The following is a 14,321-nucleotide window of genomic DNA, read 5'->3' as shown; positions in this document are numbered from 1 at the left end:
CGGCATGACCGCAGTCACTGACAGCTATTTTTCAGCCCTCATCGGTCGGCTGGAAAGCATGCGCGAAACGCTCGCCGAACCGATGTCCAGGGCCGCAGCCGCCATCTGCACGGCGGCGCGCGCCGATCGCCGCGTCTATGTCTTCGGCACCGGCCATTCGCACATGCTGGCTGAAGAGGTGCACTACCGCGCCGGTGGTCTGGCCTTCACCATCCCCGTGCTTGTGGGGTCTGCCATGCTGCATGAGGGCGCCGTCATCAGTTCGGTCTATGAGCGCACGGAGGGCCTCATCCGCCCGGTCTTCGAGCGTTACGGCATGCAGCCGGGCGATGTGCTGATCATCGCCTCCAACTCCGGCGTCAATGCCGCACCGATTGAGGCTGCCGACTTCGGCCGCGAAATCGGCGCCACCGTCATCGCCATCACCTCGCTCGCCTATTCGGCTGTCATTGCCAATGGCCGCCGGAGGCTTGCCGATATCGCCGATATCGTGCTGGACAACGGCCTGCCGCCGGGCGACGCCATCATCGACCTGCCGGGCACGGAGCTGAAGGTCGGCCCGGCATCGACGGCCATCGGCACAACGGTACTGAACGCCATCTTCGCCGATGTCGCTGCCGAGCTTTGCAAAGATGGCGAACCGCCGGTCTACCTCAGCGCCAACATGCCGGGCGCCAAGGAGACCAATCAGCGGCTGGTGAAGAAGTACCGCCCGCGCAATCCGCATCTCTGATTAGAAGCCCATCTCGCCCCTGGCGGGCGAGAAAGCAAAAACTTGGGTTTAGGCGAGGGCTCGTCCCTCGTCTAAGCCTTAGTTTTTGCCAGAGCGGGGGTAGGTAGGGGCACGCATAGGCCTATGAAACAATAGCAACAAGAAACAGACCCCCTCTCTTGCAATTTCAATGGCTTAGAAATTGCGTCAAGCGTTCGGATATGGAGCTTCGCCGGTATCGCAATTCCTAAACCAATGAAATTGCTTTCTCGCCCGCCAGGGGCGAGATAGGTTTCATGTCTGCCGCGTGCTTCTGCAGAGGAGTTGAAGCCGCCTAGAATGCCTCAAGCTGCCTCTGCTTCATCCTTGGTCGCCTCCACCTGCTTGTGCCCACGGCGCAGCACGACGTAGAACACCGGCGTCAGGAACAGGCCGAACAGCGTCACGCCGAGCATGCCTGAGAACACGGCCGTGCCGAGCGACTGGCGCATTTCCGCACCCGGTCCGGTCGCGATCATCAGCGGCACGACGCCGAAGATGAAGGCGAAGGCCGTCATCAGGATTGGGCGCAGACGCAGATGACTGGCCTCGATCGCCGCCTCCACCGCACTCTTTCCTTCCAGCTGCGCCTGACGGGCGAACTCGACGATCAGGATCGCGTTCTTGGCCGCAAGGCCAATCAGCACGATCAGACCGATCTGCGTCAGGATATTGTTGTCCATGCCCCTGAGATGCACCCCGATCAAGGCAGCGAGCACCGCCAGCGGCACGATCAGGATGATGGCGAGAGGCAGGGTCCAGCTTTCATACTGGGCCGCAAGCGCCAGGAAGACGAAGATGACCGACAGGGCGAAGATATAAACCGCCGTATTGCCGGTGTTCCTTTCCTGATAGGCGAGCTCTGTCCATTCGAAGGTCGTGCCCGCCGGCAACAGGTTCTTTGCCAGCCCTTCCATGGTGTCGAGCGCGCTGCCCGTGGAAACGCCTGGCCCCGGATTACCCTGGATGGGAACCGAGACATACATGTTGTAGCGCTGCACGAGCGCCGGCCCCGTCGTATCCCGGATATCGACCAGCGTTCCGAGCGGCACGAGAGCGCCGGTCGCTGAGCGAACCTTCAGCGCCAGAATATCTTCGCGGTCCATGCGATATTGCTGGTCGGCCTGCGCACGCACCTGGTAGACGCGGCCGAAGGCGTTGAAGTCGTTGACGTAGGATGTGCCGAGGTTGATCGACAGCGTCTCGAAGATGTTCGGGATCGGCACATTCAGCGCCCGCGCCTTGTCGCGGTCGATCGCCAGGAAATATTGCGGGCTATTGGCCGAGAAGGTGGTGAAGACGCCGCTGACGCCCTTATTCTGCGCGGCAGCACCCATCATCTGATAGGCCAGCGGCAGGATACGGCGCATGTCCGGATTTTCCCGGTCCATGATCTGCATCTTGAAGCCGCCGGAATTGCCGACGCCGCGGATCGAGGGCGGCGGAATGGCGATGATGAAGGCCTCCTGGATACCCTGGAGGCTGCCATAGAGCTGGCCGATGATCTTCATGGCGCTTTCACCGCTCTTCAATCTCTCCTCGAAGGGTTTGAAGGGCGTGAAGATGACGCCGGAATTCGAGGCATTGGTGAAAGTCGCACCATTGAAGCCGGCGAAGGCGACTGCATTTTCCACGCCGGGCGTCTTGTTGATGATCGCCGTCGCCTTCTCGATGACGGCGTTGGTGCGCGCGAGCGAAGCGCCATCGGGCAATTGCACGACGACGATGGCGTAGCCCTGGTCCATGGTGGGAACGAAGCCCTGCGGCACGATCCTGCCCATGTAATATGTCGCACCGAGCAGCCCGACAAAGACCAGAAGGGCACAGCCAAGCGCGACCCAGGTCGTCACCAGATGACGGATGATCCAGGAATAGCCCCGGCTCATCGACTCAAAGCCCCGGTTGAAACCGTCGCCAAGAGCGCGGCCGAAACGCGAGGCAATATTGTTGGATTTCTTGTGATCATGCGGACGCAGCACGATGGCGGCGATTGCCGGCGAGAGCGTTAGCGAGTTCAGGCAGGAAATCGCCGTCGCGATGGAGATGGTCACCGCGAACTGCCGGTAGAACTGTCCGGTTATGCCCGGAATGAAGGCGGTCGGCAGGAAGACCGCGATCAGGACAAGCGAAATCGCCAGAACCGCGGTGCCGACCTCGTTCATCGTCACATGCGACGCCTCCTTCGGCGTCATCCCCAGCGCCAGATTTCGCTCGACATTCTCGACCACGACGATCGCGTCGTCGACAACGATACCGATGGCAAGCACCAGGCCGAATAGCGTCAGCATGTTCAGCGAGAAGCCGAAGGCGAGCAGGAAGGCGAAGGTGCCGATCAGCGATACCGGAATGGCGATGATCGGAATGATCGCCGTCCGCCAGGATTGCAGGAAGACCAGCACGACGATGGCGACCAGCACGGCCGCTTCGAAGATCGTCTTGTAGACCTCATCGATCGATTCCGCGATGAATTCGGTCGGGTTGTAGACGATGCGATATTCGAGCCCTTGCGGGAAATCCTGCGCCAGGCTCTGCATCGTCTTCTGGATATCGGCGGCGGCATTGAGCGCATTGGTGCCGGGGCGGGCAAAGATGCCGAGCGCCACGGCGGGATTGCCGTTCAGATAGCTGTTGGTGACATAGTCCTGCGCGCCGAGCTCGATGCGGGCCACGTCCTGCAACTGCACGAGGCGGCCGCTATCCGTCGCCTTGACGATGACGTAGCGGAATTGCCGGGCATCGGAAAAGCGCCCTTGCGTCGTCACCGTATATTGAAAGGCGTTCGTGCCCGAAACCGGCGGCCCGCCGATCGAACCGCCCGAAACCTGCACGTTCTGGTCCCGCAGAGCCTGGACGATATCGCCTGCGGTCATGCCATAGGCGGCAAGCTTTTCCGGATCGAGCCAGATACGCAGCGAATATTGCCGCTCGCCGAAGAGCTGCACATCGCCGACGCCGTCGAGACGGACGAGCAGGTCGCGGATGCGCGTGCGGGCATAATTGGAGATATAGAGCTGGTCGTAGCGATTGTTGGGCGACAGGAGATGCACGACCATCATCAGGTCGGGCGAGCTCTTGACCGTGGTGATGCCGATGCGGCGGACATCGTCAGGCAGTCGCGGTTCGGCGATGGCGACGCGGTTCTGCACCAGCACCTGTGCCTTGTCGAGATCGGTGCCGAGCTTGAAGGTGATGGTCAGCGCCATCGAGCCATCGGCGCTGGAATAGGAGGACATGTAGAGCATGTCCTCGACGCCATTGACCTCCTGCTCGATCGGCGTTGCCACCGTATCGGCAATCGTTTGGGAATCGGCGCCCGGATAGGAGGTGCGCACGACGATCGTCGGCGGCGCGACCTCGGGATATTGCGCCACCGGAAGCTGGAAATAGGCAATGCTGCCGACAATCAGCAGCACGATGGAAAGAACCGACGCGAAAATCGGCCGGTCGACGAAAAAATGGGAAAACCTCATTGGTCGGTCCCCTGTGCATCCGCCTGCGCAGGCGGCTCGTCGCTCGTCGCTTCCTGCGGCAGCTGGATCAGCTGAGGCGCAACCTTGACACCAGGCCGAACACGGATCAGCCCGTTGACGATGATGGTCTCGTCACCGGTCATGCCGTCGCGGATAACGCGATAGCCATAGAGTTTCGGTCCCAGCCGCACGGATTTCGGCGTCACATTGCCGGCCGTGTCGACGGTATAGACCACGCGCTGGTTCTGATCCGAGCCGATGGCTTCGTCAGGCACCAGGATCGCCTTGTAGCTGTTGGACCCCTGCACCTGGACGCGCCCGAACAGGCCGGGCTGGAGAATGAGATTGGGGTTCGGGAAGGTGGCGCGGACACGGATCGTGCCCGTCTGATTGTCGACGCGGTTTTCAGCGAAGTCGAGCTTGCCCTTGAAGGGCTTCTGCTTGGAATCGGCGATCGTCACCGTGACATCGAGACCGCCGCCGCCCTGCTGCAGGGCGCTGCCGTTCTTGCGGGCCTGATCGGCATAAGAAAGCAGCCGGCGTTCATCGACGTCGAAATAGAAATCGATCGGATCGAGGGACACGATGGTCGTGAGGATCGTCTGGTCGGCCTGCACGAGATTGCCGACCGAGATCAGACGCCGGTCGATCCGGCCGCTGAGCGGCGCGGTGATCTTGGTGAAATCCATATCGAGATTGGCACGATCCACGGCCGCCTGCGCGCCGCGCACGTTCGCCTGGGCGGACAGGAGGTCGCGGCGGCGGTCATCGAGCGTCGAGGCCGACTGGCTGCCCGTGGTCGACAGGGATTCCGTCCGCTTGAATTGCGCGTCGGCGAGCGTCAGCGACGATTTCGCCACTTCGAGCGAAGCCGTCGACTCGTTCAGCGTGGTGATGAATGGCCGCTGGTCGATGACAAAAAGCAGGTCGCCCTGCTTGACCATGGTGCCGTCCTTGAAATGCACCTCCTGCAGATAGCCGCCGACCCGCGACCGTACCGAGACCTCATCGACCGCCTGGAAGCGCCCGATGAATTCGTCGCTATCGATGACGTCGCGAACGACGGGCTTGGCGACCGTCACGGGCGCAGCCGGCGGCGCGCTTTGCGCTAGCGCCTGGGCACCTGAAATAACGGCGAGAACACAGCTGAACAAAATGGAACGCGGCAGCACCGGCATGAAGGCCCCCTCGGAAAACCGCGGACAGCAAGGAGCGCCGCCGCGTTAAGCGATCACGAAATTTGCTTGTTACTTTCTGCGAAGGACCCGTCGCCATCAGGCGAAATCCAATCAGGTCTCTTCGGACTTCCCCAACCTGCGCCACGGGCCGCGGTGGCCCGGGGGTATCAACCGGCTCATGGTCCGGCAACATGGGTTAATGTATAAACGGTTTATCGGATTCGACAACAGGGAATGAGGCGATAGCGGTACAGCGCAACCGTTTGTTTTTTCTCACATAGATAGACGCGCATAGGATGAGGAGATCCGAGCCTCAGCTCTCCAGCTCCTCACGCAGCATTTCGAGCTCCAGCCATTCCTCTTCCATCCTGGTCAGGCCTTCACGCAGCTTTTCCATCTCGGCCGCAAGACGATTGAACGTCGCAGGATCCTTGGTGAACAGGTTCGGATCGGCCATTTTCTTCTCGCGGGCGGCGATCTCTGCCTCCGCCTTGGCCATATCTTTCGGCAGGTTCTCCAGCGCGAATTTCTGCTTGTAGGAAAGCTTGGCCTTGCCCTTCGAAGCATCGGTGGCGGATGCCCCGGCTTCGGCCGCCTTCGGCTTTTCCGCAGCCTTTTCCGCGCGTTTGCGCTCTTCCATCGCACCCTTGCGCTGGGTGAGCATGTCGGAATAGCCGCCGGCATATTCGATCCAGCGGCCATCGGGCTCTTCCGGATTGGCAGGCGCGATCGTCGAGGTCACTGTGCGGTCGAGAAAGTCACGGTCGTGGCTGACGAGAATGACGGTGCCGGAAAAGCCGGCGACAATTTCCTGCAGGAGATCAAGCGTCTCGATGTCGAGATCGTTCGTCGGTTCGTCGAGAATGAGCAGGTTCGTCGGCCGCGACAGGATGCGCGCCAGCATCAACCGGGCGCGCTCGCCGCCGGAGAGGTTCCTGATCGGCGTGCGGGCCTGTTCCGGCTGGAACAGGAACTCCTTCATGTAGCCCGTCACATGCCGCTGCTCGCCATTGACGAGCAGGTTCTCGCCGCGACCGTCGGTCAGGTAGTTAGCGAGCGTATCTTCCGGGTTCAGCTCCTCGCGCTTCTGGTCGAGGGTGGCGATCTCCAGATTGGTGCCGAGTTTCACCGTGCCGCTATCGGGCGCGAGCTGGCCGGTCAGCATCTTCAGAAGCGTTGTCTTGCCGGCACCGTTCGGGCCGACGAGGCCGATGCAATCGCCGCGATGGACGCGGATCGAAAACGGCGAGACGATCACCCTGTCGCCATAGGTCTTGGTGATCTTGTCTGCCTCGATCACCAGCTTGCCGCTTTCCTGCGCATCGGACGCAGCCGCTTGCACGGTGCCGAGAGCGCCTTTATGGCCGCGATGGCGCGAGCGCATGTCCTGCAATTCACCAAGGCGGCGCATATTGCGCTTGCGCCGCGCGGTCACGCCATAGCGCAGCCAGTGCTCCTCACGCTCGATCTGCTTGCCGAGCTTGTGCTGTTCCAGCTCCTCGGCTTCCAGCACCTGGTCGCGCCATGCCTCGAAATGGGCAAAGCCCCGGTCCAGCCGGCGCGAGGTGCCGCGGTCGAGCCAGACCGTGGCGGTCGAAACCTTTTCGAGGAAGCGACGGTCGTGCGAGATCAGCACGAGGGCGCTGCGGCTCTTCTGCAATTCGCCTTCCAGCCATTCGATGGTCGGCAAGTCCAGATGGTTCGTCGGTTCGTCGAGCAGCAGGATATCCGGCTCCGGCGCCAGAACGCGAGCCAGAGCCGCGCGGCGGGCCTCGCCGCCCGAAAGATTGTTCGGATCTTCCTCGCCGGTCAGGCCGAGATGCGAGAGCAGATACGTGACACGATAGGGATCGTCACCGGGACCGAGACCGGCTTCCGCATAGGCGGCCACGGTCTTGTAACCGGCGAAATCCGGCGCCTGTTCGAGATAGCGCACGGTTGACGACGGATGGCGGAATACCTCGCCCGACTGCGCTTCAACCATGCCGGCGGCGATTTTCAGCAGCGTCGACTTGCCGGAACCATTGCGGCCGACCAGGCAGATCTTGTCACCCGGCTCCACCTGCAGCGCGGCGCCGGCCAGAAGGGGCGCACCGCCAAAGCTCAGGAAGATATTGTCGAGTTTCAGAATGGGAGGGGCCAAGATCAGACTCCGGTAAGATCATAAGGGCGGGCAAGAACGATCGCCCTGCCGCTGCCGAGCGAAAAGCGCACAGCACCTTCCGCCACATTGGAAATGGTGCGCGACGCGCCGAATGGCAGGTGGAAGTCGCGCAAGGGATAACGGGCATTCTCGATGAAAAGGCCCGTCAGGTCGCTGAAGCCGAGCACCGAAAACAGCGAGCCTTGTGGCAGCGCGATTTCCATCTGCCCGGGCAGAAGCGGAACCGCCTCCTCATCGCCTGATGTCAGCAGCACATCAAGGCCCTGTTCGGCAAGGCGAACGCCGTAGAGCAGATGCTGGATGGCATGATCCGAGCGCTCGCCGCCCATGGCGCCTGCCAGGATCAGCCTGACGGCACCGCGATCGATCGCCTCCGATACGGCAATCTCGCCATCGGTTGCGGCCTTGGCGGCCGGATAGGGCTGCTTCGGCACGCCGGGAAAGGCCGCCAGAAGATCGGCAGGCGTCGAGTCGAAATCACCCACCCACAGTTCGGGTTCGACACCGAGCGCCAAGGCATGGCGCATGCCGCCATCGGCCGCGATGAAACGGCTACCGGAAACGGCGGCGCGCAGTCGGTCCGTCAGGCGAAGCTCGCCGCCGAGCAGGATGGTGAAGGTGGTGGACTGGCTCATGCGCCAAGCCCATAGCGCAAAGTCATGTCCCTAGGGAAGAGCGCCGGCCGCAAGAACCACCCGTGCGGGCCGCTCAGTCGGTCGTTTCCGTGATGCGGGCCTGGATAACACCTTCATAGCCTGTGACATAGCGATCGAACAGCACCGAGAAACTCGCAATGTCCTCGCGCGACCAGTCTACAAAGATACTGCCGATGACGGAGTGTTTTTGTGCCTGGATTTCCGACAACAACCGCTGCCCGAGCGCGGTGAGCACCACGACGATGCGCCGCGCATCGGCCTGGGATGCCTTTCGCCGCAACACGCCGCGCGCCACCATGTCGGCAACGATGCGGCTCGCCCGCGACGGATCGATACGCAATATCTCCGCAATCGTGCCGACCGTCACTTCGCCGGTAGCTTCAGCCCGTCTCACGACGTCGAGCACGTCAAGATGCGAAAGCTCGAGCCCTGGAGCAACGTTCTGAATGGCGAGCCTGCCGATCATGCGGCGGCCGGTCAGCAGGCGCATGCGCGTCATCGCCTGACCGATCAGCAGGAGATCCTCGTCTTCGGTCAGCGGCTGGGCTTCAACTTCACGTGTATTCGTCGCAGATGTCATCTTTCCACCATATCAGAGGCGGAAAAGAAATAAAACATGCAAACAGCATTCACCTGTCATTGACAATTATATGCTAATAGCACATATGTTCCCCATATGAAACCGGGGCGACCCGCGCACTCGTTCGACTGCGCAGCGTTTCGGACAAGCTCGGATATCTTGTTCCATGGACATGCAGACAACGTTCGCGCCGCTCGTGACTGATCCCAGGCGCCGGCTTATCCTTTTCCTGTTTCTGATGACTGCCATGTTCATGGCAACACTGGATAACCAGATCGTATCGACGGCGCTCCCGACCATCGTCGGCGAGTTCGGGCACCTCGAGCGTTTCGGCTGGATCGGTTCGGCCTATCTTCTCTCGCTTTCCGCCGTCATGCCTGTTTACGGCAAGCTCGGCGATCTCTTCGGCCGCAAATATGTAATGATGACGGCCATTGCGATCTTCACAATGGGCTCCGCCGTCTGCGGCCTTGCCGTGTCGATGAATACCTTGATCGCCGCCCGTGTGCTGCAGGGCCTTGGCGGCGGCGGTATTCTCGTGTCGATCTTCGCTGTTAACGCCGACATCTTCGAGCCGCGCGAGCGCGCACGCTACCAGAGCTATTCAAGCCTCGTGCTGATGGCTTCAGGCGCCATCGGCCCGGTTCTCGGCGGCACGATGAGCGATCTGTTCGGCTGGCGTTCGATTTTCCTTGTCAATGTTCCCATCGGCTTCGTCGTGCTGGCTGGTCTCGCCACCATGCTGCCCTATCGCAAGCCGAGCCGCCGGCCGAAGATCGATTATGCCGGTGCGCTGGTCCTAGCGCTGACGACGACAAGCATCGTGCTTGCCGCGGATGGCACCGAACTCTTCGGATCGCTGCTGTCGCCTGAATGTCTCGGCATCATCGCCTTCGGCATTATCTGCGCCATCACCTGGGTCTTCATCGAACGCCGCGCGCCCGAGCCCATCGTGCCGATGACGCTCTTCCGCAATCCGACATTCGGCCTGCTCCTGATCATCTCGATCACCAGCGGTGCCGTTGCCATCGGCATGGTCAATTACTTCGCGCTCTTCCTGCAGACGACGACGGGCCTGTCGCCCTCAGTGGCCGGCCTGCTTTTCATCCTTTTGACCGGCGGCCTCGTCTGCGGCTCACTTTCCGCCGGCAGGCTCATCGCGGCAACGGGCCGCTACAAGCCCTTCGCCATTGCCAGCGCCGCCTGCAGCACCATTGCATTCGCCTCGCTCGCCTTCGTCCATGCCGGCACACCCATCGCCCTCATCGGCGGTCTGATGCTGCTGCACGGCATCGGCATCGGCCTTGCCCAGCAGGTGCCCGTCATCGGGGTGCAGAACGCCGCCGGCGCCCGCGATATTGGTGCCGCCACCGGTGCCGTCACGCTGTCGCGCATGGGCGGCGCCTCGATCGCCATATCCATCTATGGCGCCATCATCGCGGCCAAGCTTGGCAATGTCGGCGTCTCGATTGCGGGTGTTTCCGACATCGAGGAACTGACGCCGAAGATGATGGCTGCCCTGCCGGAAGCCACGCGAGAGGCCGTCGCCAATGCCTATGCAGGTGCCTTTAGCCCGCTGTTCATGACGGCCGCCGGCATTTGCCTGCTCGGTCTCCTGACATCGCTGACGCTGAAGAACGTGCAACTGCCCGGCGCTACCAAGAAATTCGAAAGCACTGTCAGCGCCGAAGCTGCCGAATAGATCGCGCAGCCTGCAATCGACAGGGGAATCATTCCCCTTGTCATCCCTTCGTCACAAGGCTAAATCTGCCGACGCTCTAACGGGGTGCCTTATGTCCTTTCGGACATCTGGCTGAGAGGCTTTCACCAGCCAACCCGCGGAACCTGATCCGGCTAACACCGGCGGAGGGATTAGACGCGTGACGAAATCATAGCGCCCTTTTCCCCTTGAAGACGAAACCAAAAGGAGGCGCTCTGTTGCTCGACCGTTCACTATTATCACTGTTCACCGGCCTGGCCTTTGCCGCCGGCACGGCATTTCTTTCCACGCAGCCCGCCGCAGCGGCCGACAAGACGCTGACCATCTACACCTATGAAAGCTTCACCGCCGATTGGGGTCCAGGCCCCAAGGTCAAGGCCGCTTTCGAAAAGACATGCGGCTGCACCGTCAATTACGTGAGTGTCACTGATGGCGTGGCGCTGCTCTCCCGCCTGAAGCTCGAAGGCGCCGGCACCAAGGCCGATGTGGTTCTTGGCCTCGACACCAACCTGGTCGACGAAGCCAAGGATACCGGCCTGTTCGATGCCAGTGGCGTCGACACATCGGCGCTCAAGGTTCCCGGCGATTTCAAGGATGATGTCTTCGTGCCCTATGACTACGGCCATTTCGCCGTGATCTACGACACCCAGACGGTCAAGAATCCGCCTAAGAGCATGAAGGATCTCGTCGAGAGCGATCCCTCGCAGAAGATCGTCATCGAAGACCCACGCACCTCGACGCCGGGCCTCGGCCTGCTGCTCTGGGTCAAGTCGATCTACGGTGATAAATCAGCCGACGCATGGACCAAGCTCAAGGGCCGTATCCTGACCGTCACGCCCGGCTGGTCGGAAGCCTATGACCTCTTCACTAAGGGCGAAGCGCCGATGGTGCTGTCCTACACGACCTCGCCGGCCTATCACATGATCGAGGACAAGACGGAACGCTATCAGGCGGCCGCCTTCTCCGAAGGGCATTACATCCAGATCGAAGTTGCCGGCCTCGTCAAAGCGTCGCCGAATAAGGACCTTGCCCGCGACTTCCTGAAGTTCATGGTCTCCACAGGCTTCCAGGACATCATCCCCACCAGCAACTGGATGATGCCGGCCGCCGCCACCTCAACGCCGCTGCCGGACGCCTTCGGCAAGCTGGTGGTGCCGACGAAGACCTTCCTGATGAGCCCGGATGTTGTCGAGAAGAACCGCAAGGCCTGGATCGACGAGTGGCTGACCGCCACCAGCGCCAACTGATCTCTCACCCATGCTGACGGCATCCGAAAGAAGACGTGCCATTTCCGGCGGGGCATTCAGCCTCGCCGGCATCGCGCTTTTTGTCGCGATCGCCGTCGCCATCCTGCTTGCCGCCGGCATCGAGTCCGGTGGCGACACCACGCTCGCCGATCCCTATCTGCTGCGCGTGCTGCGCTTCACCCTGCTGCAGGCGATCTTGTCGACGCTGCTCTCCATCCTTTTTGCCATCCCCATTGCCCGCGCTTTGGCACGCCAACCACGCTTTCCCGGCCGGCTGTGGCTGATCCGGCTGATGGCAGTGCCGATGGGCCTGCCCGTCCTGATCGGCGCGCTCGGCCTTCTCGGCATATGGGGGCGCCAGGGCCTGCTCAATCAGGCGCTTGCGGCCCTCGGCCTGTCGCAGCCTGTCAGCATCTACGGCCTTGCCGGCATCCTGCTGGCGCATGTCTTCTTCAATATGCCGCTCGCCTGCCGGCTGATGCTGGCCGGGCTGGAGCGCGTTCCGGCAGAATACTGGCTCGTGGGCGGCGGGCTTGGCATGCGACCTGCCTCGATCTTCCGCTTCATCGAATGGCCTGTTCTGCGCGGTCTCATCCCCGGCATCGCGGGCCTGATCTTCATGCTCTGCGCCACCAGCTTCACGCTGGTGCTGATCCTTGGCGGCGGCCCGGCCGCAACGACGCTGGAAGTGGCGATCTACCAAGCGCTCCGCTTCGATTTCGATCCCGGCCGCGCCGTGATGCTGTCACTGCTACAGATCGTCATCACCCTCATCGTGCTTGGCGCGATGACACTGTTTCGTGCGCCTGACGATCATGGGCTGACGAGCGGCCGCGCCCTGCGGCGCATCGATGGTCAAGTGCCGGCGGCTCGCTGGGTCGATGCCGCTCTGCTGTTGGCTGCGGCAATCTTTCTCGGCCTGCCTCTCGCCTCCGTCGTCGTGACGGGCCTAGAGGCAAACCTTCTGAAGCTCGCCGGCCAGCCGATCTTCCTGCAGGCGGCGATAACAAGCCTCCTCATCGCACTCGCCGCCGGTCTTCTGGCCGTCCTGATTTCCTTTGCGATCATTCGCGCCCGATCGGTGATATCGGCGGAACGCAGCAAGACCCTCGGCCTGCGCGGCTTGTCGATCGCGTTGAGCGCAAGCTCCTCCCTCATCCTGCTTGTCCCGCCGATAGTGCTGGCAACCGGCTGGTTCCTTGCGCTCCGGCCCTTCTGCGACCCCAGCCGCTTCGCCGCCCTCCTAATCGTGGCCATCAACGCGCTGATGGCGCTACCCTTCGTCATTCGCGTGCTGGAGCCGGCCTATGTCATCCACCGCCGCCGCACCGAACGGCTGGCGGCAAGCCTCGGCCTTCATGGGATCTCCCGCCTTCGCCTGATCGATTGGCCGGGCCTTCGCAAGCCGCTCTTCACCGCGCTCTCCTTCGCCATGGCCCTGTCGCTCGGCGATCTCGGCGCCGTCGCCCTTTTCGGCTCCAGCAGCCTGATGACTCTGCCCTGGCTCGTCTACAGCAAGCTCGGAAGCTACCGCACCAACGATGCCGATGGATATGCCTTGATACTCGGCGTGGTATGCCTTCTCCTCACCATCGCCGGCACGGTGGGCCAAGGCACCCGCGACGGCGAAAGCAGGCACAATGACTGACGGCAGCAACATGATCGAAGGCAGCATCGCCATGACCGGCGTCGAACTGCGCCTCGGCACGCATGATTTCCACTTCGATTGCGCGTTGCCGCAAGGCAGGATCATCGCCGTCGCAGGTCCCTCCGGCTCGGGCAAGTCGACCTTCCTCAATCTGCTGGCCGGCTTCGAAAAGCCCGATCGCGGCCGCATCCTGCTTGCCGGACAGGACGTCACCGGCAAGCATCCCGCAGAGCGGCCTGTGTCGCTTGTCTTCCAGGACAACAATCTCTTCGCCCATCTCGACCTCTTCACCAATGTCGGCCTTGGCATCAGCCCTTCCTTGAGGCTCTCGGCACAAGACCGGCAGAGGGTCTCCGAGGCGCTGGCACGTGTCGGGCTCCCCGGTTTCGAGAAGAGAAAGCCGGGCACGCTGTCCGGCGGAGAACGACAGCGCGCTGCCTTCGCGAGAGCGCTGGTGCGCGACAAGCCGATTCTGCTGCTGGACGAGCCCTTTGCAGCGCTCGATCCCGGCCTGCGCTCCGGAATGGTCGAATTGCTGAAGACCCTTCACCGGGAAACCGGCAACACGCTCCTCATCGTCTCGCATGATCCGGCGGAAGTCAGACGCCTTGCTGACCATGCCGTCTTCATCGACGGCGGCAAAATAGCACTCTCCGCTCCGATCGACGCCTTTCTGCAAACGACCGGCATTCCCGCACTGGCCACATTTTTACAACACTGAGTGCGACGCAGCATCTTGCTGCCGGCTTTGCCTTAATTTCGTCGTGCCGAACGGCTGAAACTCCTCTGAAATGCTTGCTAAAATACAACGCTGCCACATTTAAACGGAGTCTCGCTATGCAACCGGTGTCAAAATCGGCTACAGCAAGGGTTGGAGACCGTCCGGATGAATGCGGATTGATGGGGT

At 61.9% G+C, this 14,321-nt stretch carries 10 protein-coding genes and 1 riboswitch; of the genes, 5 read left to right on the top strand and 5 right to left on the bottom strand.

The features are described from left to right. Positions 1–4: 4 nt before the first annotated feature. A complete protein-coding gene (locus A6U86_RS09970) occupies positions 5–733 on the top strand; it encodes an SIS domain-containing protein (protein WP_068390129.1) in 729 nt (242 codons plus the stop codon). A 323-nt stretch (positions 734–1,056) separates the two neighbouring features. Here A6U86_RS09970 and A6U86_RS09965 read toward each other — a convergent pair whose 3' ends face one another. The 5 genes from A6U86_RS09965 to A6U86_RS09945 form a co-directional block, all read right to left on the bottom strand. After that, positions 1,057–4,221: an efflux RND transporter permease subunit gene (locus tag A6U86_RS09965; RefSeq protein ID WP_068389915.1), complete on the bottom strand. Its 3,165-nt coding sequence runs from the start codon at positions 4,219–4,221 to the stop codon at positions 1,057–1,059. Then, the gene (locus tag A6U86_RS09960; RefSeq protein ID WP_068389912.1) at positions 4,218–5,399 is read right to left on the bottom strand and encodes an efflux RND transporter periplasmic adaptor subunit; all 1,182 of its coding nucleotides are present in this window, start codon (positions 5,397–5,399) and stop codon (positions 4,218–4,220) included. Before A6U86_RS09960 ends, A6U86_RS09965 begins: the two co-directional genes overlap by 4 nt. Before the next feature lie 313 nt (positions 5,400–5,712). Next, positions 5,713–7,542 carry an ABC-F family ATP-binding cassette domain-containing protein gene (locus A6U86_RS09955; RefSeq protein WP_068389908.1) on the bottom strand — a complete coding sequence of 610 codons (1,830 nt, stop codon included), beginning with the start codon at positions 7,540–7,542 and terminating at the stop codon, positions 5,713–5,715. Positions 7,543–7,544: 2 nt separating this feature from the next. After that, the gene (locus tag A6U86_RS09950) at positions 7,545–8,198 is read right to left on the bottom strand and encodes a thiamine diphosphokinase (protein WP_068389905.1); all 654 of its coding nucleotides are present in this window, start codon (positions 8,196–8,198) and stop codon (positions 7,545–7,547) included. Positions 8,199–8,271: 73 nt separating this feature from the next. Next, positions 8,272–8,799 (bottom strand): MarR family winged helix-turn-helix transcriptional regulator, encoded by a 528-nt coding sequence (locus tag A6U86_RS09945; RefSeq protein WP_068389902.1) that lies wholly within the window; start codon positions 8,797–8,799, stop codon positions 8,272–8,274. A 166-nt stretch (positions 8,800–8,965) separates the two neighbouring features. Here A6U86_RS09945 and A6U86_RS09940 point away from each other — a divergent pair, with 166 nt between their 5' ends. The 4 genes from A6U86_RS09940 (at position 8,966) to A6U86_RS09925 (ending at position 14,135) form a co-directional block, all read left to right on the top strand. Next, positions 8,966–10,501 (top strand): MDR family MFS transporter, encoded by a 1,536-nt coding sequence (locus A6U86_RS09940; protein ID WP_068389900.1) that lies wholly within the window; start codon positions 8,966–8,968, stop codon positions 10,499–10,501. 70 nt (positions 10,502–10,571) lie between these two features. Next, positions 10,572–10,688, top strand: a riboswitch (TPP riboswitch). 85 nt (positions 10,689–10,773) lie between these two features. After that, a complete protein-coding gene (gene thiB, locus A6U86_RS09935) occupies positions 10,774–11,766 on the top strand; it encodes a thiamine ABC transporter substrate binding subunit (RefSeq protein ID WP_244509863.1) in 993 nt (330 codons plus the stop codon). 10 nt (positions 11,767–11,776) lie between these two features. After that, a complete protein-coding gene (gene thiP, locus A6U86_RS09930; RefSeq protein ID WP_068389897.1) occupies positions 11,777–13,414 on the top strand; it encodes a thiamine/thiamine pyrophosphate ABC transporter permease ThiP in 1,638 nt (545 codons plus the stop codon). Then, positions 13,407–14,135, top strand: a complete 729-nt coding sequence (locus tag A6U86_RS09925) for an ATP-binding cassette domain-containing protein (protein WP_068389892.1) — start codon at positions 13,407–13,409, stop codon at positions 14,133–14,135. Before thiP ends, A6U86_RS09925 begins: the two co-directional genes overlap by 8 nt. Positions 14,136–14,321: the final 186 nt, after the last annotated feature.

This window comes from Rhizobium sp. AC27/96 (genome assembly GCF_001692325.1).
Taxonomy (GTDB): Bacteria; Pseudomonadota; Alphaproteobacteria; order Rhizobiales; family Rhizobiaceae; genus Rhizobium.
Note: the sequence above shows the minus strand (reverse complement) of the source record. Positions and strands in the feature narration are given on the sequence as shown.

What these genes read in the sequence shown, in the direction of transcription:
- A6U86_RS09965 (WP_068389915.1), bottom strand. Translation starts at nt 4,221, where the DNA reads ATGAGGTTTTCCCATTTTTTCGTCGACCGGCCGATTTTCGCGTCGGTT.
- A6U86_RS09945 (WP_068389902.1), bottom strand. Translation starts at nt 8,799, where the DNA reads ATGACATCTGCGACGAATACACGTGAAGTTGAAGCCCAGCCGCTGACC.
- A6U86_RS09940 (WP_068389900.1), top strand. Translation starts at nt 8,966, where the DNA reads ATGGACATGCAGACAACGTTCGCGCCGCTCGTGACTGATCCCAGGCGC.
- thiP (WP_068389897.1), top strand. Translation starts at nt 11,777, where the DNA reads ATGCTGACGGCATCCGAAAGAAGACGTGCCATTTCCGGCGGGGCATTC.
- A6U86_RS09950 (WP_068389905.1), bottom strand. Translation starts at nt 8,198, where the DNA reads ATGAGCCAGTCCACCACCTTCACCATCCTGCTCGGCGGCGAGCTTCGC.
- A6U86_RS09925 (WP_068389892.1), top strand. Translation starts at nt 13,407, where the DNA reads ATGACTGACGGCAGCAACATGATCGAAGGCAGCATCGCCATGACCGGC.
- A6U86_RS09960 (WP_068389912.1), bottom strand. Translation starts at nt 5,399, where the DNA reads ATGCCGGTGCTGCCGCGTTCCATTTTGTTCAGCTGTGTTCTCGCCGTT.
- A6U86_RS09970 (WP_068390129.1), top strand. Translation starts at nt 5, where the DNA reads ATGACCGCAGTCACTGACAGCTATTTTTCAGCCCTCATCGGTCGGCTG.